General features: G+C 33.9%; 22 protein-coding genes and 2 pseudogenes. 7 read left to right on the top strand and 17 right to left on the bottom strand.

The features are described from left to right. Window positions 1–681 precede the first annotated feature (681 nt). The 7 genes from ffh to rseP form a co-directional block, all read right to left on the bottom strand. Entirely contained in the window at window positions 682–2,025 is a 1,344-nt protein-coding gene (gene ffh, locus AACH21_RS05700; protein WP_095742798.1) for a signal recognition particle protein, read from the bottom strand. After that, window positions 2,010–3,569 carry a proton-conducting transporter membrane subunit gene (locus AACH21_RS05695; protein ID WP_236514983.1) on the bottom strand — a complete coding sequence of 520 codons (1,560 nt, stop codon included), beginning with the start codon at window positions 3,567–3,569 and terminating at the stop codon, window positions 2,010–2,012. Before AACH21_RS05695 ends, ffh begins: the two co-directional genes overlap by 16 nt. Before the next feature lie 303 nt (window positions 3,570–3,872). Further along, entirely contained in the window at window positions 3,873–6,776 is a 2,904-nt protein-coding gene (locus AACH21_RS05690) for an FAD-dependent oxidoreductase (RefSeq protein WP_338482422.1), read from the bottom strand. Window positions 6,777–6,821: 45 nt separating this feature from the next. Beyond that, window positions 6,822–7,253 carry a 3-hydroxyacyl-ACP dehydratase FabZ gene (gene fabZ, locus AACH21_RS05685; protein ID WP_006279640.1) on the bottom strand — a complete coding sequence of 144 codons (432 nt, stop codon included), beginning with the start codon at window positions 7,251–7,253 and terminating at the stop codon, window positions 6,822–6,824. 4 nt (window positions 7,254–7,257) lie between these two features. After that, the gene (locus AACH21_RS05680) at window positions 7,258–7,809 is read right to left on the bottom strand and encodes an OmpH family outer membrane protein (RefSeq protein WP_077188197.1); all 552 of its coding nucleotides are present in this window, start codon (window positions 7,807–7,809) and stop codon (window positions 7,258–7,260) included. Next, window positions 7,810–10,146, bottom strand: a complete 2,337-nt coding sequence (bamA, locus tag AACH21_RS05675; protein ID WP_338482421.1) for an outer membrane protein assembly factor BamA — start codon at window positions 10,144–10,146, stop codon at window positions 7,810–7,812. A gap of 8 nt (window positions 10,147–10,154) precedes the next feature. Next, complete coding sequence (gene rseP, locus AACH21_RS05670; RefSeq protein ID WP_338482419.1) at window positions 10,155–11,273, bottom strand: RIP metalloprotease RseP; 1,119 nt, start codon at window positions 11,271–11,273, stop codon at window positions 10,155–10,157. A gap of 99 nt (window positions 11,274–11,372) precedes the next feature. On the opposite strand from rseP, the gene AACH21_RS05665 reads away from it, so the two are divergent. Beyond that, a complete protein-coding gene (locus AACH21_RS05665; protein ID WP_265024198.1) occupies window positions 11,373–11,651 on the top strand; it encodes a succinate dehydrogenase assembly factor 2 in 279 nt (92 codons plus the stop codon). On the opposite strand, the gene AACH21_RS05660 is transcribed toward AACH21_RS05665, so the two are convergent. From AACH21_RS05660 to AACH21_RS05650, 3 genes are all read right to left on the bottom strand, one after another. Next, window positions 11,626–11,952: a cell division protein ZapA gene (locus tag AACH21_RS05660; protein ID WP_010082086.1), complete on the bottom strand. Its 327-nt coding sequence runs from the start codon at window positions 11,950–11,952 to the stop codon at window positions 11,626–11,628. The genes AACH21_RS05665 and AACH21_RS05660 overlap by 26 nt on opposite strands. A 72-nt stretch (window positions 11,953–12,024) precedes the next feature. Beyond that, entirely contained in the window at window positions 12,025–12,303 is a 279-nt protein-coding gene (locus AACH21_RS05655) for an HU family DNA-binding protein (RefSeq protein ID WP_010963035.1), read from the bottom strand. A 29-nt stretch (window positions 12,304–12,332) separates the two neighbouring features. Beyond that, window positions 12,333–13,985 carry a 30S ribosomal protein S1 gene (locus AACH21_RS05650; protein ID WP_012673366.1) on the bottom strand — a complete coding sequence of 551 codons (1,653 nt, stop codon included), beginning with the start codon at window positions 13,983–13,985 and terminating at the stop codon, window positions 12,333–12,335. A gap of 139 nt (window positions 13,986–14,124) precedes the next feature. On the opposite strand from AACH21_RS05650, the gene trmB reads away from it, so the two are divergent. Continuing rightward, window positions 14,125–14,790, top strand: a complete 666-nt coding sequence (gene trmB / locus AACH21_RS05645) for a tRNA (guanosine(46)-N7)-methyltransferase TrmB (RefSeq protein WP_338482416.1) — start codon at window positions 14,125–14,127, stop codon at window positions 14,788–14,790. A 411-nt stretch (window positions 14,791–15,201) separates the two neighbouring features. On the opposite strand, the gene AACH21_RS05640 is transcribed toward trmB, so the two are convergent. Next, a complete protein-coding gene (locus tag AACH21_RS05640) occupies window positions 15,202–15,849 on the bottom strand; it encodes a heme exporter protein CcmB (protein ID WP_077188200.1) in 648 nt (215 codons plus the stop codon). Window positions 15,850–15,955: 106 nt separating this feature from the next. Here AACH21_RS05640 and AACH21_RS05635 point away from each other — a divergent pair, with 106 nt between their 5' ends. Both AACH21_RS05635 and AACH21_RS05630 read left to right on the top strand, forming a co-directional pair. Further along, window positions 15,956–16,348 carry a TraR/DksA family transcriptional regulator gene (locus tag AACH21_RS05635; RefSeq protein WP_064124828.1) on the top strand — a complete coding sequence of 131 codons (393 nt, stop codon included), beginning with the start codon at window positions 15,956–15,958 and terminating at the stop codon, window positions 16,346–16,348. A gap of 296 nt (window positions 16,349–16,644) precedes the next feature. Further along, window positions 16,645–16,783, top strand: a pseudogene (locus AACH21_RS05630) (IS4 family transposase); the annotation flags it as partial. Between the two features lie 24 nt (window positions 16,784–16,807). On the opposite strand, the pseudogene AACH21_RS05625 reads toward AACH21_RS05630, so the two are convergent. The 5 genes and pseudogenes from AACH21_RS05625 to AACH21_RS05605 form a co-directional block, all read right to left on the bottom strand. Next, window positions 16,808–17,640 (bottom strand): annotated as a pseudogene (locus tag AACH21_RS05625) (IS5 family transposase). A gap of 87 nt (window positions 17,641–17,727) precedes the next feature. Further along, complete coding sequence (locus AACH21_RS05620) at window positions 17,728–18,114, bottom strand: cytochrome c-type biogenesis protein CcmH (protein ID WP_015589263.1); 387 nt, start codon at window positions 18,112–18,114, stop codon at window positions 17,728–17,730. Then, window positions 18,098–19,138, bottom strand: a complete 1,041-nt coding sequence (locus AACH21_RS05615) for a hypothetical protein (RefSeq protein ID WP_077188201.1) — start codon at window positions 19,136–19,138, stop codon at window positions 18,098–18,100. Before AACH21_RS05615 ends, AACH21_RS05620 begins: the two co-directional genes overlap by 17 nt. Beyond that, window positions 19,131–19,493: a ferredoxin family 2Fe-2S iron-sulfur cluster binding protein gene (locus tag AACH21_RS05610; RefSeq protein WP_077188202.1), complete on the bottom strand. Its 363-nt coding sequence runs from the start codon at window positions 19,491–19,493 to the stop codon at window positions 19,131–19,133. The genes AACH21_RS05615 and AACH21_RS05610 overlap by 8 nt, the downstream gene beginning before the upstream one ends. A 96-nt stretch (window positions 19,494–19,589) precedes the next feature. Then, window positions 19,590–19,712: a hypothetical protein gene (locus tag AACH21_RS05605; RefSeq protein WP_007549233.1), complete on the bottom strand. Its 123-nt coding sequence runs from the start codon at window positions 19,710–19,712 to the stop codon at window positions 19,590–19,592. Window positions 19,713–20,367: 655 nt separating this feature from the next. Between AACH21_RS05605 and AACH21_RS05600 the strand changes: the two genes are divergently transcribed. Genes AACH21_RS05600 through AACH21_RS05590 form a run of 3 tightly spaced genes read left to right on the top strand, consistent with a single transcriptional unit; the run spans window position 20,368 to window position 22,855 of the window. Continuing rightward, on the top strand, window positions 20,368–21,921 hold the full coding sequence (locus AACH21_RS05600; protein WP_338482412.1) for a UDP-N-acetylmuramoyl-L-alanine--D-glutamate ligase: 1,554 nt from the start codon (window positions 20,368–20,370) through the stop codon (window positions 21,919–21,921). A 6-nt stretch (window positions 21,922–21,927) separates the two neighbouring features. Continuing rightward, a complete protein-coding gene (locus AACH21_RS05595) occupies window positions 21,928–22,518 on the top strand; it encodes a COQ9 family protein (RefSeq protein ID WP_064125504.1) in 591 nt (196 codons plus the stop codon). A gap of 4 nt (window positions 22,519–22,522) precedes the next feature. Continuing rightward, a complete protein-coding gene (locus AACH21_RS05590; protein WP_006279274.1) occupies window positions 22,523–22,855 on the top strand; it encodes a hypothetical protein in 333 nt (110 codons plus the stop codon). Here the strand turns inward: AACH21_RS05590 and rsmD are convergent. Next, a complete protein-coding gene (rsmD, locus tag AACH21_RS05585; RefSeq protein ID WP_077188204.1) occupies window positions 22,813–23,361 on the bottom strand; it encodes a 16S rRNA (guanine(966)-N(2))-methyltransferase RsmD in 549 nt (182 codons plus the stop codon). The two genes, AACH21_RS05590 and rsmD, sit on opposite strands and share 43 nt — an antisense overlap. Between the last annotated feature and the right edge of the window lie 74 nt (window positions 23,362–23,435).

The raw sequence follows: 23,435 nt of genomic DNA, 5'->3' as shown, positions 1-23,435 counted from the left end.
TGCAAGTTAAAAGCAGCTAAATCGCTCTTAATCAAGCGTTTTAGAATAAAAAAAACGCCGATATTTTAGTACATAGTAAATAGCCAACCACCACGGGGCTTCTTTTGCCTTTTTTTCGTTTGGTAAATTTCTTAATATTTGTAGCTAAACGACAACCGTCATCCCGCTGCTTGTTAGCGGGATCTAGAGATACCGCGAATGAATCGCGGTATGACGTAGGACTGCTGTCATTCCAGTCTGGAATCCAAAAAAAAGGATGATGTCATCCCAGTGCCCTGACTACTTGGATCCAGTTTTCTTTACAAATTCACAAAAAGTGCTTCATTCTATAACGCAAAACCCATACTCACCAAACCCAATGCATTACTTGCAATTAAGTTTCCTGGATCCAAGTAGTCAAGCTACTCGGATGGCACCCTTTTGGATGGAGACCAGTGTCAGCTACTTTCATGACACCATTCTTTTTTCTGGATCCAAGTAGTCAAGCTACTCGGATGACACCCCACTGGTGGCCCACACTACAATGTTCGTACAGTTATGAAATGAATCGCGGTATGACGTGTTGCTTGGGTCAGCTATAGTATTTCTTAAAATTAATAATAAATTTCTTGGCTAGCAAGAAGCTGTAAATTTTTTTGCGAGACCTAAGCCGGCTTTTGATATAGCTAAAGGTAAGGTCACTTACTTTCTGCTTAGCATATCCATCAAATCAGATTCTTTGAGTTTACTATGGTCAACTTTACTGAACTTATTTACCATAGAGCTCATTTGATTATACTGCTTAATTAGAAGATTAATGTCAGTTACAGTTGTTCCGGACCCCTTAGAAATTCTAAGTCTTCTTTTGCCATTTAAAATATCTGGATTTTGCCTTTCTTTTTCAGTCATTGAGTTTATGATGGCTATATATTTTTTCACTTTATTGTCATCTGGCACACTGCTACTTAGCTTTTTTGTAAATGAACTAGGAATGAATTTCATTATGTTGCTAATGCCATCCATTTTACTCAGAGTTTTTAACATTCCCACTAGGTCGTTTAGGTCGAATTTACCTTTTTTCACTTTCTTTTGTAACTTATCAATTTCTTCCTGACCAACAATCTCAGCAGCTTTTTCAACCAATGATACAACATCACCCATGCTAAGTATCCTTTTTGCAATTCTATCGGGATAAAAATCATCGAGGTCACTTAATTTTTCACCACAAGCAATAAATTTAATTGGACAATCGGCGATCATTTTCATAGAAAGAGCAGCACCACCACGTGCATCACCATCAACACGGGTGAGAATAATGCCGGTTACACCTATTACCTCATTGAATGATTTGGCAATGTTGACCGCATCCTGGCCTATCATTGCGTCGGCTACTAAAATAACTTCTGCAGGTGAAGCTATTTCCTTTACGGCTTTCAACTCATTCATCATATTATTGTCAATATGAAGCCTGCCTGCAGTGTCTAGTATTAATACATCATAATTATCGTTCTTTGCTATTGCTATTGCCCTTTTTGTAATTGTAATGGGCTTCTCATCTATTACTACAGGTAAAGTTTGCACATCTATTTGTTTACCTAGCACTTCAAGTTGTTTCTGGGCAGCAGGCCTATAAATGTCTAAAGAGGCAAGCATCACTTTTTTCTTTTGCTTTTTTAGTTTTAAAGCAAGCTTTCCTGAGGTAGTTGTTTTACCTGCACCTTGTAAGCCCACCATCATAATCACAGCAGGGGGTTTAACTGCTAGATTTAAGTCACTTTTCTCTGATCCGAGAACTGCAACTAAATTATCCTGTACAATTTTAATTATCATTTGTGCTGGAGAAACACTTTTTATGACTTTTTCCCCAATCACTTTATCTTTAATGTCGTTGATGAATTTTTTTGCAACTTCAAGTGAAACGTCAGCTTCAATTAAGGCTATGCGTATTTCACGCATGGCAAGATTAAAATCATCTTCAGAAATGATTGACTTTCCTCTCAGTTTACTAAATACAGAATTTAAACTTTCAGTTAACGATTTAAACATAATAGCATTAGTAGAATACTCATTAAAAAGAGAGAAGAAGCTGAAACAAAACTCACTGAGTTATAACCCAGCACTTCTTTAAGTTTAGTAATATTATTAAAGTATAAACCAGTAAGTGGATTAGTCAAGTTTTGCACTACGCTGGCAAACATTTCTCTAGTTTTAGAGACTAACTGATTGAACAGCAAGATAATATAGGGTATGAAAGCTCTAAAAATCCAATCAACATCCATTTTAAAATTTACTCTCGGGTAAAATAACTTGCGTAAAGGAATAAACAATAAAGTGGTACATAGTAATAAATTAAATTGCGACCAAATATTTTTTGTGTTGTACGCAAGATTAAAAATTGAAGGCTTATTGTAAATAGGTAAGTAAGGATTGCCAGCGATTACGCATATAAATGCTAAAATAATCATAGTCATTTTGCCTCCTCTCTCTGCTAAAGGTTTTGACTTACTTTTTGCAATAAATAAGTAATAAAGAAACTTTAGCCCCACGCTTAAATGAAGCAGCAAATTTAGAAGCTTATATAAATTTTTATACCCTTTTAAGGCAACAGTGTTCATTTCAATTTCAGCTGTGATATATGATTTACTGATAAATCCAACGGTTCCAGGAAATGCAGCCATTGTAAGTATTGCGATTATAGCACACATGCCTTCCACTGACATCAGTTTACCCACTCCATTAAAACTAATTGTTTTTGTTTGTGAAATAATCGAATTACTGACCACAAACAATAATGATTGATAAACAAGAGAGAAGATTATATGCAGTATCAAAATTGGTATTGCTTTTTCCGAAGGACTGAGCAAACTTCCTGCAATAATCAGCAAGCCCATTTGTCCTACAACGTTATAGCATAAAAATCTGCGAATATTTTGCTCAAGAGAAGCAAATATAATGCTGTAAATTGCAGTGATGGTGCCTACAAGCGCTAATATTTCAGTACAATCTTGCCATAGGTTATAAGTGTGTAAAAGCATCACTAAAAAAGAGACTTTAGTGGTAAATAAAGAGAGATATGTGGTGCCATGTAGCGATGCAGCAGGATATGCATCAACAACCCAAAACGAAAAAGGAAAACAAGCGCAGTTTATCAATAAACCCAAAATTATCAGGTTAGTGCTTTGAAGTGCCAATCCTGCTATTAATATAACTCCAACGAAAAAGTGTACACAAGCGTACCTTATTGCAGGTCCACTATCTCTACAGCTAGCTGCGATAATAAAAAATGCACTGATGGTCATTAATTCACAGAATATTATAACCAATATCATATGTTCAGATAAAACTGCATAAAGTGAACTAATAGTGTAAGCAGCAAAAGATAGCATCTCTGAAAAAGTCAAATTTTGTGCTGGTAGAACAGCTAAAAATGCAACTGATAAAAAAGATATTAGTATGGTACGAAAAGATAAATCAAAATCTAGAATTGGGAGAGACCAATTTACTGCAATGCTCAAATTTTCAGGTAATTTTAGGACTATAACTATTAATACAGTCAGTAGAAGTAACAGTGACGATTTATAAAGTTGCACAATAATTAAAACCAATATGGTTTATGCTATCTCAATATATGAATAAAATCAATTTGCATATTAACCACTAATTAAACTAATTATCATATAATTATATCAGAGTTTAGAGGGTTATAGAGAAACCGGTCAGATTAGGTTTTTAATCTAATCTGACCGACAGCTTTAATAGTGAGGTAAGCTTTAATATAGCACTCCTAATTCATAACGCTACACTCGTGCATAATTTATTTTTAATTTGTGCACGAGCGTTAGTAAATTATTTACTTTTTGAAATAAAATTTGGCATCACTTTAATATTGAGACTTAGTAAACCTCAGTAGGTCTGCCAGTTGGGCCCATAAGAATTATTTGCTCGCCTTCTCTTAAGTGTCTGCATAAATTAGTGGAGCCGCCGATTTCCAGCACAATAGTGGAAATAATTCCTTTTTTTTTGTCTACTTCAGTGCCGGTTACGGCTATACCTTCCATAGCAAGGTTTGTATTATTGGCTTTTCTGCCATTGGTTTCAAAATTTTGCAATCTAAAGAATTGCCCAGGCTTAAAATTCTTTGCCGCAAGTGGTGCTTTGATCACTATTTCCACAACTTTGTCTGTTAAATATTGAACTTTTATAACCTTTGCAGTGAATTGCTCTTTGATTCTATTAAATAATTCTTTATTAGCCAGGTCTTCAACACTTGACCACGCATTTTTTTTCTGGCCCACAACATCACACACTGGAATGACAGAAACGAAGCTATTAACTCCACTCAAAAGCTGAGAAATAATAGGGTAGCCGTTCTTAGCACTTGCCATAGCTTTCACGACGCTGCCACTATACGAAGGGTGAAGATCACCAAAAAAGCTGATTGTTTTATTGCCTTGCTTATACACTAATATTCTATCTTTATTTTGCATTTTAGGAGAAAATATTGGGTCTATTTCTTTTCCTGATGAATTCAAATGAGTAAAATACCCATTACTTAATTTAAAATGCTTTTTATCTTCTGTTGCAATAACTGTATTTGGCTCAGTACCTGCTGCTATAAAAATAGAACGTGCTTTTATACGTTTGATTTCGCCGGATTTTGTGTCTATCAGTTTTATTGATTCAGCATGGTTATATTTATCCGTCACAACTTCAACTGGCTCTAAGTTTTCAATAAAGTAAATCCCTTCTGACAGCCCATTTTGCACCTCTTCGCTATTTAATCGATAACTTGGTGAATCTTTTAGCTCTTTTCTATATATAACTTTCACTCCCCCGAGACTCTGCATCAACTCTAATATTTTTATTTCTCTATTCTCTTTTTTTGCTAACTTTTGCTTTTCTCGGATCAATTGTGCGTGTGATATAAACTCATTCGCAATTTCGCGCTCTTCTTCTGTCCAATCTTTTTCAACACAGTCCTTTCCATACTTATCAACTAATATCTCATAACGAAGAAGAAATTTTTCTACTTGAATTGGATAATACGCTAAAGCTTCAGTGGCAGTGTCAATCGCAGTAAGCCCAGCCCCTATTACAACTATCGGCATACGAACTTGCAGATTTGCTATAGAATCAAATTTAAGAGCGCCAGTCAGTTGTAACGACATAAGAAAGTCAGATGCCATACGCACTCCACGAGCTAGTATATTCTTTATTTTGATCATTCGTGGCTTGCCAGAGCCAAGTGCTAGGGCAATGTGATCAAAACCCGAGTTGAACGCGTCATCAACATTAATCGTGCCACCAAAACGAATGCCTCCATAAAGTGCGAAATGCTCACGTCTTTCCAGCAGTAATCTAATAATCTTTAAGTAATTCTTATCCCACCGAGAAGTAATACCATATTCTGCCACCCCACCAAACCCTCCTGCCGTGCGTTCACTCAATTTTTCGTGTTCAAAATCTTTAATTAGCTGGAAATTATCGATCAAAGGCTCAATTTTTAGTCCATCAATGGTGATAACGTTATGCCCATCGTTCAACAAATGATGAGCTAAATTAAAACCAGCAGGACCAAGGCCTACAATTAGAATGTTTTTTCCGGTGTTTTCTCTTGGCAATGAACGCTGAAAATTTAAAGGATTCCAACGGCTGAGCAGAGAATATATTTCAAATCCGTACGGTAAACTGAGCACATCATCCAGAATCCTTGTTTCAATTGCTGGCACATTTACGGGTTCTTGTTTTTGATATATGCACGAATTCATGCAGTCATTGCATATTCTGTGTCCAGTGGCTGCGCATAATGGGTTATCTATCATCACAATTGCAAGACTTGCTATGCTGTACCCTTCGCTTTTCACCAGATTCATTTCTGATATTTTCTGCTCTAGTGGGCAGCCGTGCAGTTCAACTTTTAGTGGAGATTGTTTAAAAGTATTGTCGTTATTAATTAGCCCCTTTGAGCAGCTGTCCTTACTTTGCTTATGACAAAATATGCAGTAGTGAGCATTATCTAGTGCTTTATTCAAACTCACCTTTTTGCTTGTTAGATCAAAACCGTATCGTCTTTTTACTTCATTTGAATACAGCACTTCAACTTTGTCCACTTCTTTTTTAGAAAATGGTATGAGGTTTTCGTGGTCGATTTTTTTATGAATACTGAATAATATACTCTGTTTATTTTTTACTCTCCACACTGCATATTGTGCTGCAAGTTCTATTTCTTCTTTGTGATTTTCTTTATCTTCAAACCAATGCATCACCTGCTCAGCAAAATTTTTTTCTGTTGTTGGCAAAGTGAGAAAATGACTTAGTTTGTTAGTAATATCTATATTCGCCACATTAGTGTATTTCTTCAATGCATAGCGTTGGACAAATAATCTTTTGCACTTATATATTACAGCAAAGTCGTTGTGCTTTTTCTTTAGCTCCTCTATTTCTTTTTCAACATTGAAAAGTTTTGCAATAAATTCATCAAGTAAATATGAGAGGTCTACTATTAACTGACTATCTGTCATCCAAGTAGCTGACCGTCCTTCTTGTTTTCTAGATCCCAGTGTCAAGCACTGGGATGACGGGGGGTGAAACTGGGATGACGGGGGGTGACACTGGGATGATGGGAGGTGACACTGGGATGACATCGAAGAAGAAGCTGCTTTTTCTCTTGCTTCAATTAATGAACAAAACAAGCTCTCATCACATGATTTAATATAATTCAAAAATGTCTCATCTAATTTTGTTAATCCATTGCGAGTATATAGATTCGAAAATGAGATTTTGAAATTCAGCTTCATTGCTATACTATAAAGTGTACATGCTGTTTCTTACAGATGAAGATTTTATTTATTTTGCAGTACTGCTGAGATTGTTGCTTCTGCAACTTTTTCTTCGCTAACAGATGCAATACACCTAAATTTGTGTACACCTAAACACACACTTTGAATGTTAGCTTGAAGAATCAATGTGTCCCCTGGAGTAACTGGCTTTCTGAATTTTGCATTTTCAATGGATCTCAAGTAAACAACTTTATTTTCTATTGTTTCTTTACCTAGAACACATATAGCAGATGCCTGAGCTAGAGATTCAATTATCAAGACTCCTGGCATTATTGGATGACCAGGGAAGTGGCCAATAAAAAATGGCTCATTGAAAGTCACATTTTTGATTGCTTTTATACTTTTACCAGGATCACACTCTATAACTCTATCTACTAAGAGAAACGGATAAGAATGTGGTAATATTTTTATAATATCACTGATATTAAATTGCATAAGCCTACTCAATGCCTTTCAAAGCAAATTCAGGTATTTTCTTGTTTATATTGTTTAATACCACATCTGATAAATCAACTTCATCCATGGAGTATAAAACTTGGTTCTTTTTTGAAATAAATAGTACCAAATCTATGTTGTTTTTTTCTGCCGTTTTTTTAGCGACTTCTTTTATCTTGTTAAAAACACTCTCTACTGCGTCTCTATAGCTTTCTTCTAAATGTAACATTTTTTTAGCGTAATTATCTCTAGTATTTACAGTGTGCTTATTAAACTGTTCTGTCTTTTCTTTTTTTGCTTCTTCTGACAAAAGTTCAAATTCTTCTTTTGATGGCTTAAGTTTTTCTAACTCACTTTCAAATTCTTGTTGTAATCTAGAATTCTGCTCCTTTATTTGTTGTTGTATATTTTGCAGAGCAAGAGATTCATTGATGACTTTGTCACTATCGATAATTGCAGCTTTTGTGTTCTGAGGTTGATATCCTACAAACTTATACCCCACAAATAAGGAAATAATTAAGGCAATAACTGATATAAATAACTGTATATATTTCATTCAAATCCCCGCTTCAATAGAAAATTTAACATTTGGTGATGGTATTACATCATAAGATTCCTTTACTAAAGGAAACCCGAAATCCAATCTAAGTCTACCAAAAGGAGAAAGCATTGAAAAGCCAAAACCTGGTGACACTCTCACAAGCTTGCTATCATAGTATTTCCCTTCATACTTCTTATTTTTATCATCTAAGCCAAAAAGTGTCGCATAGTCAACAAATAGTGAGCCTTTGATACCAGCATAGTCATATAGTTTTGGTAGAGGAAAATCCACTTGCTGTGTTAGATTAAAATAAGTTTTGCCTCCTAATGAGCTTTTATTTTTGTCTTCTGCTCTTGGTCCAATACCGGAAAGGTCAAACCCTCTAATCTCATTACCCCCTTTAAAAAAGTGCTGGCCAATGTTTAGATTTTCATCAGTATAAGAAAAAATATGACCTGCCGCCATCTTAAAGCGTAGCGTTATATCATCGTCAATTTTGCTTAATATAGGGTGCGTATAAAAAGATAAGAATTCAGATTTTAGGAAATTCACGTTTCCTCCCAATCCTGAAATATCCTGACTTAAGCGCAGTAAATACCCTTCTTTTGGAGCATATAGATTATCCAGTTTATTATATGCCAACGTGTATCCCACTGATGAAATCTGATGTTTACCTTTTCGGTCCAGTATTATTTCAGAGATATCGGTGTCTTGTCCACCCTTATTATCCATGTGTATATGATTATACTTATAAGAATAGCGAAGGGAATTAGTTAAGTTCTCTGTGACTTTATATGATAACTTTGTAAAAAATCCCATATCGCAACTATCAAAAGTAGTGTTTGGTTTATCTTGTTTTTCATAAAATACACCCATGCCTAGTGACGTATCAGAATCGTTAAAATTATTTTCAACAAACTCTAAATCAGTAGAAAATACGTATTGACTTTTTTCAAGAGCAAAAGAGAGCTCTTTTCCAGTACCAAATAAATTACGGTCTTTGAGGTCAATTTTAATCAATGCTCCACCAGGAAGAGACACACCGCCTCCCAAATACAACGAAGTAGTGTTTTTTTCTTTAACATTTAAGTCAAGATTTACTGTATTGTCATTAACTGCGTAACTATTTACTTTCACTGTTTCAAAAAAATCACTACTCATTAGTTTTTTACGTGACTTTTGAATCTCAGATATATTGTATGCATCACCTTCTGCTACACTTAGCTTACTTCTGATCACTTTATCTAAAGTGCGATCGTTACCATCAATTGTAATTTGATTTATATAAATCTTTTTACCCGGCAGCACTCTGTAGGTTACATCTACAACGTTGTCACGTTGTGCATACTCTGGATTAACTTTTGCAAATATGTATCCTTTTTCATTTAAATATTTGTTTATTTTTTCTACTGTATTATTAATTTTAACTCTATTAAATATCTTATCGTTTTCCTCTGTTATAAAATCCAATATTTCTTCTTTTAGGCTCAAATCCTGAATTTCAGTTTCAATATTAACCTCATTATTTCCAAACAAATACTGCTGTCCTTCGTCAATCAAAAAAGTTAACTCTGTTTGATTGTTATTATCAACCTCAACAATTGGTTGAATATTATTTTGAATATATCCCTTAGACGAATAAAAACGATCGAGCAATTCTGTGTTAATCAATAGATATTGCGGTGAATAATGATTTTCGCCTTTAAAAATGGCTCTAAATAACTTACTAAATATGTCATTACTATGTCTTTTAATAACTTGCTCTAGCTCATTTTCAGAAAAGTTTTTATTGCCTATAAATCTTATATCCTTAATTTTAGAGGTTTTGCCTTCTTTTATTTTGAAAATTAGATTGACCCTATTACTATCGAGCTTCTCCAACTCATATTCAATTTTAACGCCAACCTTACCGTTATTTCTATAAGTAGTGATTAAATTCATTAAATCGTTTTGCAATTTTGTTTCAGTGAAAATAGTTAGCGATTTTGACTGAATCACATTATTTAGTAACTCTTTGCTATTAAATAACTTATTACCCTTTAATATTATCTTGTTAATTAGTGGATTTTCTTGAATTTTTATTACTAAATTTTTTTTATCATCTATGTAAGCATTAACACTAGCAAATAACTTTGTTTTATATAGATCTTTTATAATTGAGTCTATATCATCGTCGTTTATATAATCACCAGATTTTAGTTTTATATAGAACCCTATTGTCTGGTTGCTTACCCTCTCATTACCAATACATTTGACATCTTTCACCTGCACTTTTTCCGCAGTTCCTAAAGCAACAAGCAGGGCAGGAAAAGAAATAAAAACCACTACCAGTATATAAAATAGCTTTTTCATATTTTATTTCAAAAAAGATCCCTAATATCATTTGACATTCCAGTTGCCATAAGCAAAAACAACACTAAAGCACCAAAAATAGCTGCATATTTTTGACATTTCAAGCTTAAATCCCTACGTATAACCGCTTCTATGATATAATGAAATAAATGCCCACCATCTAGCAGTGGTATTGGCAGCAAGTTAATTGCAGCTAAATTAGCTGAAATGATTGCCATAAAATATAGAACCATAATAAATCCCTTTTTAGCTGATTGTCCTGAATATTTTGCGATTTTTATTGGTCCACCTATTTCATTGATACTCCTTTTACCAACAATAATGTGAAAGAGAGCTTTGATCGTTAAGCACATAGTGTGGTAAGTTTCACTTACTGATAAGCTCACAGCCCCAAGAAAAGACGACTGCTTTAATGTATTGACTGAAATAATCCCTATAGTTTCTCTTTCTATTGTGTTGCCAAAAACGTCTTTGTCCTTGATTATTAATGGAGTTAAACTGGTCCTGTGCTTCTCATTATTTCTGCTATACTCAATCTCCATTCTTGTTTTAGGATTCGACATTATCACACGTGAAATATCTTCAAAGTATTTTATTTTATGCTCATTGATTTGTGTAATAGTGTCACCTGGCAACAAACCAGCTTGCTTAGCTGCACTACCTTCGATTACATTTTCAATCACCGGTGGAGTGCGATAATAACCTGCTATGCTAAAAAATATTGTAAAAGCTATAACAGCAAATACCATGTTTGCAAAAGGCCCTGCAAAAACTACTGCTGCTTTTTTATGACGCGTTTTTGTATGAAATGAATACAATTTTTCTTCTTCCGTTAATTCTTGTTGATCAGCTGGGACACTCGCTGCATTAGTATCTCCTAGCATTTTAACATAACCACCCAATGGAACAGCGCTTAATTTCCATCTAGTTCCAGACTTATCGTTAAAACCAAAAATTTCAGGACCAAAACCTATGGAAAAAGATTCAACTTTAACTTTGCATGCTTTGGCAACAACATAATGCCCATATTCATGCACGAATACTATGACAGAAATTATTAAAGAAAATGATAAAAAATAATATATTCCATCGCTAAATTGATGGATAAGATTAGAAATTAATTCCACCTGTATATTTAGATCTTAACAAAATGTTAAGTATATTAAAATGCGCCTCGCTTGACAAGTATTTAGTTTAACTTTTAAATTAAAAAAAGTTTAATTGTAATGACAGATACCTCACTATTCAGAAGAAAATTAATATATAGAAGCTGGCATAGGGGTTGCAAAGAAACCGATATACTTTTAGGGCATTTCGCATTGAAATATCTTGATAAATTTTCCTTAAGCGAACTAATCGAATACGAAAAAATAGTTGATCTTGATGATTACGAATTATATTGTTACATAACTCGTAAGACAAACCTCCCTCCTGGCTTGAATAGTCAGATAGTCAATTTAATTGCTTGCTTTATTGAAGCTAATCCTTTATGCACTCAAGATTAGTGATAATCTTATTTACCTTATCTAGTACCTCAGTATATTCTATTCTTTTCTCGTTTCTATACTTTTCGCGCTCTTGATTTACTTCATCTAATCGCTTTGTTAATTCTAAAATTTTATCCTCAAGAATTAGTGCTGCAAGTAAGAAATTTAATGCATCCGAACCCTTACCTCCAGTTTTTTGAGATACAGAACTAACTAACTTGTCAAAACTATTAGCAAGGCGTAATAAATGATTCCCCTTCCCACTTTCGCAAGATATTTTATATGTGTTATTGCGTATAACTATTTCTACTACTTGCATATGGTGCTAAAAATTTCTATCGTACAGTATAAACTCAAACCCCTACTTTCATCTTATTTATGGTATAAATTTTTATTCATTTATCAAATCAGATAATTTTTTACTGCTACGAAAATATGTTTTAAAGTATTGATTCTTTGTAAACTTCTGTAACATTAAATGGCTTGTTTCTTTCAAGTTATAACTTCTAACTGAAAAAGAACCAAACCCCCTAATTTCAACTCTATTATGATGTTTCAATGTGCTTGAAAGTATCCCAAAAAATCTATCAACTATAGCTGCTATAACAATCTTATCTAAAAAAGGATGTCTTTTTGCTACCCTCGCTATTATATCAGACTTTGTTGCCATTTATATGAAGCCAAAATAAGTAAACCTTATCACTTAGCAGATAATGCTATGTTATATTCTTCAACACCCAATACTTCAACTTCTATTTTTTCTGATATAGAGAATTTTTTATTCTCTGGTAAATGCTCTTGATCTATTAGAAGGGTTACATCGTTCTCAACTTCAACGACTAGTCCATTATCTTCTCTCTTACCTACAATAACCTGTATTTTATCACCTACCTTAACTTTCTTTATCAGTTCTTCAAGAGGATCATACTCTATTTGTTTTATTCCAAGATAAATTCTTGCCCGATTCACGTTAGCCCTTATTACTTTTGCTTCTATTTTATCACCTACATTATACTTCTTTATCTCATCTGAACCATTTTTAGACCAACTAAAATCTTTCACATATATTGTCCCTTCTACGTTCTCATCTATTTCAGAATCACCGAAAGCAACAGATACATATGAGCCGGTATTATTCTTCACTTCACCAGAAACAATAGAACCAGGAGGATATTTATTGATAAATACTTGCCAAGGGTTGTCTACACACCTTTTCATGCTTAAACTCATCCTACTCTTAGCAATGTCAATACTGAGAATTTTTACATATACTTCTTGTCCCCTTGTTACGAGACTACTAACTGGTAAATTACTCTTAACCCAAGTTATTTCTGACGAGTGCACTAAACCTTCAATTCCAGGTCTAAGCTCAACAAATAATCCATAATCTTCTATGCTTGTTACATAACCCTTATGCACACTATCAACTGGATATTTTGACTCTGCATCTTGCCAAGGGCTATCTTCTAGCTGCTTCACACCCAAGGAAATTTTAGCATTTTCCTTGTCTATTTTTATAATTTTAACTTTTATAGTCTGACCACAAGTAAAAACTGCAGACGGATGACTTACCCTACTCCAAGAGATATCTGTAATATGTAACAATCCATCTATAACTCCCACTACATCTGATTCATGAATACCGACAAATACACCGTAATGAGTGATACTTTTTATTTTCCCTTCTATTATATCACCTTCATTTAAAGATTCTAAAAATTTAATTTTTTCACCAGCGTGCAATTTTTCTAACACCAGCTTTCTTGATACTACAATATTGCCCTGCTTCTTATCCATTTTAAGCACGATGAACTTTTGTTCAGTTTCAATAAGGTGCTTCGCATCTTTTACTTGCTTCAAATCCACATGACTCAGCGGTAAAAAAGCGCTTATTCCGTCACCAAGATCAACAATAAAGCCACATTTAATTGAGCGTTTAATAACTCCGCTTACTTCAGCCCTTGTAACTGTATCTTCTTCCAACTTATTCCATTTTTCGTCCCTAATTGCTTTTTCACGACTAAGAACAACATTACCATGATAATCTTCAATTCTTTCCACATAAACTCTGATTTTCGAGCCAATAATGACCTCATCATTACAACCGAGTTCCTTGATCAGAATTCTCCCGTCAGATTTTAAACCAATATCAACCACAACGTCGTTAGGGTTTATTCTTGTAATTACACCTTCTACCACATCTCCTTCTTTAATTTTGTTAACAAAAGAATCTTCAAACAAGGTATTATCTTGATCCTCAAATTGGCCTTGACATATCTCTTCTATAAATTTGTTTGATGATAGCTTTCTGATAGTAACCGGTAGATTTACGACTGGATTATTATTATTCATACCTTTAACTTAAACTTTATTAGAACTCATATATTATATAATATTAACAATTATTGACAAGTAATTTTTCATTAACTCATTTCGAGAATTGTTTAAGCTATATAAAATATAGTGAGAAAATTATATATGTATCAAGAATATGCTATTTAAGAATAGCAAGTGGATTAGATCGTTCTCCAGAAGGTCCAGGCTAAAACCTGATGTTGATGAAATATTGGAAAAATATTCTATTCAAAACAGCAAGGAATCTATAGAGAAAATTGTAAATTCACAAAAAAGAATATGGGTAGAAATAGGCTTTGGCAACGGTGAAAATATGCTTTACCAGGTGCTCAATGAACCTGATCTATTATTTATAGGATGTGAGCCCTACTTAAAGGGGGTTTTTCGCTTGCTGACAAACATAGAAATACAGAACATAAAAAATATTTTAATGTGGACAGAAGATGCAAGAGAATTGATTGCAAATTTTCCTGATAACAGTGTTGAAAGATTCTTTATTCTCTTTCCAGATCCATGGCCAAAAAGAAGTCACAATAAAAGACGATTAATTAATACGGAATTTTTAAATTTATTAGCAAAAAAAATACTTATAACAGGGGAAATATTCATTGCAACCGATCATCAGGACTATGCAGAGTGGATAGCATCACATATAAAGCAGTGTAACTCTTTAATCTATAGGGAAGACGATTTCACAAGTTATACTCTTACAAAATACCACAGAAGAGCGCTCAAAGATCAGCGTAAAGTGAGGTTCTTTAAAGTAAGTGTTATTAATAATTTGCAGACTATGGATCAATAGAGTTTTTGCATATCTCTTTTACGTTAACTATAGATTAAAAATAATAAAAAAAGAGGGAGAAATAGAGTAAATTCCTTTAACTACTTCTCCTTATGAAGGAATAGACTTCTTGCATAACCCAAACTAAGTAGAAAAAAGGTATCATCCAAGTAGCCCCTTTCTCGTCATGCCACCGCGAACCGTCATACCGTCACGGTATCTCTTAGCCGCTAACAAGTAGCGGGATGACGGTTGTCAGGTTAGCTGTTATCCCAGTTTTTGACACTGGGATGACAACGAAGGGCTACTTGGATGACAGGGAAGGATGCTGGAATGAAGGTTTTTCAAATTGTCGATAAACCTAAATCTATAATAACTATTTGCCTTTTTTCTAGGTTATGCAAGAAGTCTACTGAATAACAGTAAGATTTTTCAATCCTGTTCCACAGCAAATTTTAGTGCCATGTGAGTAGTTATGGTGCTGTTAACAATCAAAATAACAAAAATTAAGATGGTGATTAGTAGTGTATAAATATTCAAGGACAAATTTTCAAATTGAGTTAGCATTTTAAAATACACAAAGGTTGGCATTATCATTGGCAAAACAAGAATTTGCGATACTCCTGATGCTAAGTTGTTTCGACCAATCATCAATGCATTTCCAGTAGCTGAAATATTAATGATTATCAGCGTATTAAATAATAAAGACACTCCAACTGCTATTGAGTGTTCAATACTATTGCATAGAACTGCAAAGCTGAATATGGAAGAAATCACTGAAATTGGTAATCCAAATAATAGCCAGTGAGCGAAAATTTTATAAGCAACTATAAGCCTAGAAGAGAGTGGCTGTACAAAGATTTGCTCTAATATTCCATCATGATAATCAGATGTAAACAAATTATTTGTAGAAATCTGCAAAACAAATGTAGCACATATCCATGTTAATGTTAACATAACTTCTTGTTTATTGTTGTTTTTAAGTGTAAATGAAGATAAACTTAACATTATGATAAAAATACATACTATATAGGTAAAGTTCTTATCATCTATTACTAATTTTTTTACTGAGTCGATCATACTAGGCTTTTAAATGTTTATTATAAATTATAGTGTTTACTTTGAGGTAGTATAATTTTTTGTTCATAAATTATATAGGTTTTATTATTTTTTTGATAATGCAATTATGGAAAAGTTACCAAAAATAAAGTCACCAGAAGATTACACTCCTTCAGAAGATGAAGAATATATGAGCGTAAAACAACTGGAATACTTCAGCTTAAAGTTACAGTCAATACTCGCTGAGCTGGAGAAACAAGAACTAGAAGAGAATAGTATTGATACATACTATTCTGATGGAGATAGTGGAAACGAGGAATTAATCAAGCGTCGAAAAGATAGAAAAGAAAAAATTAAGGAGGCGTTAGAAAAAATAAAATTAGGCACTTATGGTTACTGCGATGGAACAGGAGAAGAAATAGGAGTCGAAAGACTTAAAGCTAATCCGCTTGCTATATATTGTATTGAAGAGCAAGAGAGAGTAGAAAAAGAAAAGAACGTGTACAACATTAACGATTAATTTACACATAAGTGGTGAGCCCATTGGACTTCAAGAGGAGCAAGAGGCGCTGAAGTATGTTATGCTATAAAGAAAGTGGAAAATTGGACATTCTCAACTTGACTCCTGCAGATTAAAAATTAAGTTGTATCCGTTCAGGCAATGGCGTCAACTTAAGGAAAAATGTCAGAGATTGTGTATAAAATTTCTCTCCAAATTTTTTATCATTAAATTATCCAAAGAGTGCAAGGGACAGCACTTTTGTTTCTGTTTTATTTCAACAAAGAAGTCTAAAATGTGTCCTTTTTAGGTGAAATATGCAAAAAGGAAAAAACCTTATTCTACAAATTAAAAATATAATATACTCGAAAACTTTTCAGAAAATCCATTGTGTTGAGTTTTACACGAACAAGAAAACTTCCTTTTTCGACAGTATTTTCTATGATTTTAAAGTTAGAGGTTGTCCGGAAACTAGTAAATTCAAGCATATTCCCTCTTTAACATAACCCTACTCATAGCTAGGTATATGAAATTCTCAGTGGATGTTGTGAGTAAATCATACTCCTTCGATAGCCTTCTATTCCTATTAACCCAAGCAAAAGTCCTTTCTACAACCCATCTTCTTGGCTGTACTTTAAACCCTTGTTCTCTTGTTGGTAGTAGCTCAGGTGGCGTATCTTTGTGCACCCAAAATCTACATGGAGGCCTTGTAACAATTTCAATATCTATGTCATATTCTTCCTTTATGTGATTCTTTAAATTTCTTCCTTGGTATCCCATGTCAGCCCACATTTTTTTAACTTTAGTATATTTTGTTCTCATATTGTTTAATGCTATTTTAATACCATCTCTATCATTTTCGTTAGCAGCGCCTACGTAACAACCTAGTATAAAACCCTGAGTGTCTGTAATTATATGCCTTTTTCTACCCTTTACTTTTTTACTTCCATCATAGCCTTTGATCCCCCCTTTTCTGTAGTCTTTACAGATTGACTATCTACTATACAGGCACTCGGCTGCTCATTCCTTCCTATTTTTCTTCTACTATATTTTGTAATTTCATAATTCATTTTCTCAAAAATTCCCTGCTTCTTCCATTGCCTGAACTGCTCATACACAGTCTTCCATAGCGGAAAATCATTTGGTAAATACCGCCATTGACACCCTGTACGCAATACATAGAAAATTGCTTCTAATATTTCTCTTTTGCTATACTTTGGCGGCCTTCCTCCTTTCTTGTATGATACTCTGAAGTGTTTTTCTATTCTTGCCCATTCCCTTTCGCTTAGATCTGTTGGATACTTTTTTCTCATCTTTACCCCGTACTAAAATTTCAGATATTATAGCCTTTTACTTGTTTCCGGACAACCTCTAAGTCACTTTAGCTATATATAAAAGGTTTAAGTGGTTGTATTGATGTATCTTTGTATTAAAAAACACCCAATAAGCAGAGTTGTAAGTGGAATAAACCACAAAATGTAAGTGCTAGATTTTATAGGCGGTACGATTATAATTGAATTGCCGTAAGAATTTTTTAACTCTGAGATTATCTCTTCATCTGTGTATCCATCATTGATTTTTTTACGAATTGCTTCTCGCATATCATACGCGATCTGAGATCCAGATTCAGACAATGATTCGCCAGAACATATTGGACACCTTATTATTTCAAATAAACTTGTTGCTCGTTTTTCCATGCTTTTATCTCTGAGTTTATTATCCAGAGTAAAAGCGTTTACGCCTGAGTGGAATATCAATATGAAAAGTAAACTAACTACTGCTCTCATCCTTGGTTAATTGGGTTATTTTACTGAGCTGGTTCATAAAATCAGTGGTGGATAACTTTCCAATAAAACTTGACCCTACATCATCATCGTACTTTATTGAAAATTGAATGCCATCATCAGTTGTTTTTTCTGATAAGGAAGACATTAATTTTTCAAACGCATCTGAAGTTTTTGAGTCACCAATCATAAACGAGATTAATTCTTTATAATTTGATATAGCCACGTTGATTTTGTCTTTAAATGAATAAGTAACTAAGTTGTAATTGTTTACCCCACCATCTGCAGCAAAAGAAAAATTATTACTTTGAATCAAAAATTTCTCTATATTGAAATTAATTCTGGAAGCCGAGATGTCGTTTACAAATTCATAATCAAATTTAGTATCGATACTAAGGTAACTTTCAGGACTTGCAGTATTTTTATACCGATAAGTATACAAATCAAATCCTAGCTTAGCATTTCCACTCAGTTCTTTATCGAGGTAAAATTGAATGTAATTACTTTTATCATTCACTTCAGTTATAACACTTTGCTGATTTTCTGAAACATCACATTTTAATCCATAATCTTCGTAACGAAGTGTACCTATATAGTCTATCACGGTACTATTTCTGTTGAATCGCAATGAAGATGGTAAATCGTTTAGTCTAACAACAAAGTGGCTGCTATCGTTTGTGTGGCATTTTATATTCTTTTTCTCATCATCATGAACAGCAATGTTGACTTCATTGCTTGGTATGTAGATATATACTGATTTATCAAACAATCTATTTTTTATCAATAAAGCATCAGATGAGATGGTTAATTGCTCATTGGAAAATTTTGGGTTTGTCACACGGAAAATTAGGTTAGTAGGAAATCCACTAAAATCATGTGAAATATCAAATTTTTCGTCGTTAATGTATAGTATTGTTTCAGCTAAAAGATTTTTTACCTTACATGCAGAAAAATACCAAAAACCACTATACGCTACAGGAATAAACAAAAGTAAAGAGATGATAATATAGATAAAAATCTTACGCATGATTCCCCTGTTTATCTAATGATATGTTTCTTGTACCCCTTGGTATGGTTACACACAAGCCGTCGATATCTTTTGTGATTTTTATTTGGCATCCAAGCCTCGACGTCTCTGTTAAGCCGAAAGCTAGGTCTAACATATCATTTTCCTCATCAGATATAGGGTTATGTATTTCTACAGCATTATAAAACTTTGGATCAACAATTACATGGCATGTAGAGCAAGCAAGAGAACCTTCACATGCACCTTCAAGCAGATCTGGATCACTTCTGTGGGCTAAATTGAGCAGAGTTTCTCCCTCTGCAGCTTCATAGCTTTTCTTACTCCCATCAGGTAAAATAAAAGTAACAGATGGCATATTATTCCTATTAAAATCCTTACTAATTTCTCTATATCCTACAGGTAATAACTAATATTTGCAAACTCTTTACAATTCCAGTACCTATATTTCTTGTTATCCAAGTAGCTCTTTGTTGTCATCCGAGTAGCTGACACTGGTTCCTTTATGACGGCAGTGCCCTCTTCTTGTCATCCCAGTGCCCTGATTACTTGGATCCAGAAAAAAGAATGGTGTCATGCAAGTAGCCTCCTTCTCCTGTCATCCGAGTAGCTGACACTGGGATGACACCCCACTTAACCGTCATACCGCCGCGGTATCTCTAGATCCCGCTAACAAGCAGCGGGATGACGATTGTCGTTCAGCCATAAATATTAAGAAATTTACCAAATGAAAAAAAGGCAAAAGAAGCCCCGTGGTTGGCTAATTACTTACATTATACTTTCAAGTATGGCGTTTTTTTATTCTAAACGTTTAATAACCGCGATTCAGTTGCTTTTAAGCCGCAACTAATCTAAATTATAAACATTAAGAAATTTACTAAACAGAAAAAAAGGCAAAAGAAACCCTAGGGTAGCTAATTATTCACTATCCATTTTTTAAGTTGGCGTTTTTTAATGTTTTAAATGCTTTATAAGCGTATCTCAGCTTGTGTAGGTAAAAACCTAGAAATTTGATAAAGACATAAGGTGCACATAGTGCAAAAAATTAAACATGAGATGCCAGATACGTGAGTTTTTCTGTCATTTAATCTGTACAGAGAAGATAAATAAATAGCTTCAGTTTCATGATAAGGGGGCTGGCGGAGTTTGTCAAGGAAGTTTTTTGTTTCTATTGAATGACAGTTGTAACCTACGAAAGAAGTCTGTTGTAATTTGTACGATATCTTTATAAAATGGTTCGCATAAGTTATCTAGCAGTGCAACTAAACAAATACAAAAATCAAAACCTCGCGGTTTTTGGTCTTGGTAAAACTGGTTTATCCGCCATTAACGCTCTAACAAAGAGTGGTGCAAGAATATATGCATGGGATGATCATGAAGAGCAAATAGCAAATGCAAAAATGATGAATAAAAAATGTAATTTTATTCATCCCAAGGAATACAATTGGCATGAGATCAGTGCATTGGTTTTAAGCCCTGGAGTGCCAACAGAGCCACATTGGATAGTAAAACTTGCAAGGAGATTTGATTGCAAAATAAAATCAGACATTGAGCTATTTCTTGAAGCTAAAACTACGAACCAGAAGGTAATAGGCGTCACAGGAACAAATGGTAAATCAACCACTACATCACTAATAGGGCACATATTAAAATCTGCAGGGAAAAAAGTAGCTATTGGTGGAAATTTAGGCGTTCCTGTTTTGGATCTAGAAAGAGATGCAGAAATTTATGTAATCGAACTCTCCTCTTTTCAATTGGAGTTGATGAATGAAATTAACGTGGACATTTCAGCACTGCTCAATATTACACCAGATCACATAGATAGGCATGGAAGTATGGAGAACTACATAGCAACTAAATTAAAACTGATAAACGGTAGTGAGGTTGCCGTAATAGGATGTGACAATGAGATTACTGCTGATATATTCAACAAATTCACTGGAGACAAAATTCCAATCTCAGTAACATATTCCCCGATGTCATTCCAGCGCGTGACGCTGGAATCCAGAAAAGAAAAACCATTGCCAACTACTCAGATGACAGAGGGTGGTGCAAGAGATCTAATATCATTGGCAGGTAACAATTTGCTTGATTATAGTGAACAGATTACTGGTATAGATCGAAATTATCTGGATCCCAGTGTCAGCTACTTGGATGACAAAAGGGGCACTGGGATCCAGAAGATCTCGTTAAAACTAGAGAATCATAGCTTATCAGTAAGCGACGTGAAAATAAACCTAATATCCAACGCAGAAAACATAGCAGCCACATATGCCGTATGTAAGGTACTTGGAGTAGATAGCAACACTATTATCAATGGAATCAAGTCCTTTTCAGGACTGAGGCATAGGAATGAACTGCTTGGCAAAATAAGAAATGTGTTTTTCGTGAACGATAGCAAAGCAACTAATGCAAAATCGAGCGAAAAGGCGATCTTATCTTATGAAAACATAAATTGGATCGCTGGTGGAAGAAGCAAAAAAGGTGGAATAGAATCATTAAGCAAGCATTTTACAAGGGTTAGAAAAGCTTTTCTTATTGGAGAATCAACCGAAGCTTTTGCAAATGTTATGGAGAATAAAGTAGATTATGTTAAATGTTGCAATCTAGAAGATGCATTCAGATTGGCTTTTGAAGAGGCCTTAAATAGCGCAGAAGAAGTAACAATATTACTTTCTCCCGCGTGTGCTTCTTTTGATCAATGGAAAAATTTCGAGGAACGTGGTGAAGCATTTTGTAGAATGTTTGAAAATCTCAGGTACAATCACACATGCTGTTTAGTATGATGTTGCGTGGAACAAAAGTTAATAATAGATAAGCTAATTAGGGTTATTCCATTTGAAGGGATAAGCGATGAAACCCTATTAAAGGTGTGCACTGACCTTAATCTAGCTAATAGCTTTTGCAAATTTCAGAATGGAATATATAGCGCTTTGGAGCACATAGCAGAGGACTTAAATAGCTCAATGGAAGCTGAACTAAGGAATTCTAATTTAGAAGATATGAAAGTGCGAGAGCGAGTAAAGTTAGCCATTCAAATACGCCTTTCAAATTACGCTAAGCTACCAAATTATAGAGAACTTTTAAAAAATGTTTTATTATTCTCTGTATCACCAAAAAATACATATTTTTCTAGTAAACTTTTATACAGAACTGTTAGTGCGATTTGGTATGGCATTTATGACCAATCAACAGATTTTAACTACTATACAAAAAGAGCAATATTAGCTGGAGTGTACTTAAGTACGATACTTTTTTTTATCAATGATTATTCAGAAGATTTTGTGGATACTTTATCGTTTCTTGATAACCGTATCAACAATGTCATGACATTTCAAAAATTCAAAACTCGCTTAAAAGGAATCATAGGAAATTTCTTATAAGCTATTGATTGTTGGTAGAAAAGTACTTGAGCACGATCCTGAAAAGGTTTGTGAAAATAAAAATATTCATGCTGATCATAAAGAACATTTAGTTTATCGTGAGGATAATAATGGTACAACAAAATACACCAGTTACGAAGAAAAAGAAAATAAATTTATTGAAGAAGCACATGAATATTTAATAGACTCTGAATTTAATAAAAATTTTGATCTAGGGCAGTACAGAATAAGTAATTTCTCCGGAAACTTGACGAAAATAGAACTGGAACTCATCAATGAAAAGTATATGCAAGTTCAAGTTAATAGAGAAAGAAAAATTATTCTCGCTATACCGTAGGTGCGTTCCAAGATTATACTGAAGTTTTTATTGCACTCAAAATCTTCGTTTTTCCTAATCTCTAGAATTATCAATGCATCATCACTTAACCAGCCTGAGTGAGCTAGTCCATTCAACGTTGATTCAACTAGATTGCTATTGTAAGGTGGGTCTATAAAAACTACATCGCACTTTGAAATAGGTTGTGGCAATTTGTTAGCACTACAACAAATTAGCGTGACATTGTTCGTAATTCCAAAATCTTCTGCTGTTTTTTTAGGCAGTTGCAAATTGTAATAATCTGAATCCACCATGAATGCATGTTTAGCGTCGCGAGAAAGCGCTTCAAATGAAAAAGAACCACTACCACAGAATAAATCAAGTACATTCAAGTTATAAATAGGTTTTCTTGAGGAAAGCATATTAAATATTGCTTCTCGGACAATACTCATAGTTGGCCGTGCAGCTAAATGCTTACCTGTAGTTATTTTTCTTCCGCGATATTTGCCTGCAATGATGCGTAGCATATTAAATAAGCTCCAAAATAATTAATTATTTATACTATATGATTAATGTCAATATGGCTTTAGCAGTTTAATAG

Origin of the sequence: Wolbachia endosymbiont (group A) of Ophion costatus (genome assembly GCF_963969245.1) — a bacterium.
Taxonomy (GTDB): domain Bacteria; phylum Pseudomonadota; class Alphaproteobacteria; order Rickettsiales; family Anaplasmataceae; genus Wolbachia; species Wolbachia pipientis.
The sequence above is the reverse complement of the archived record's forward strand: the minus strand, read 5'-3'. Positions and strand labels throughout refer to the sequence as shown.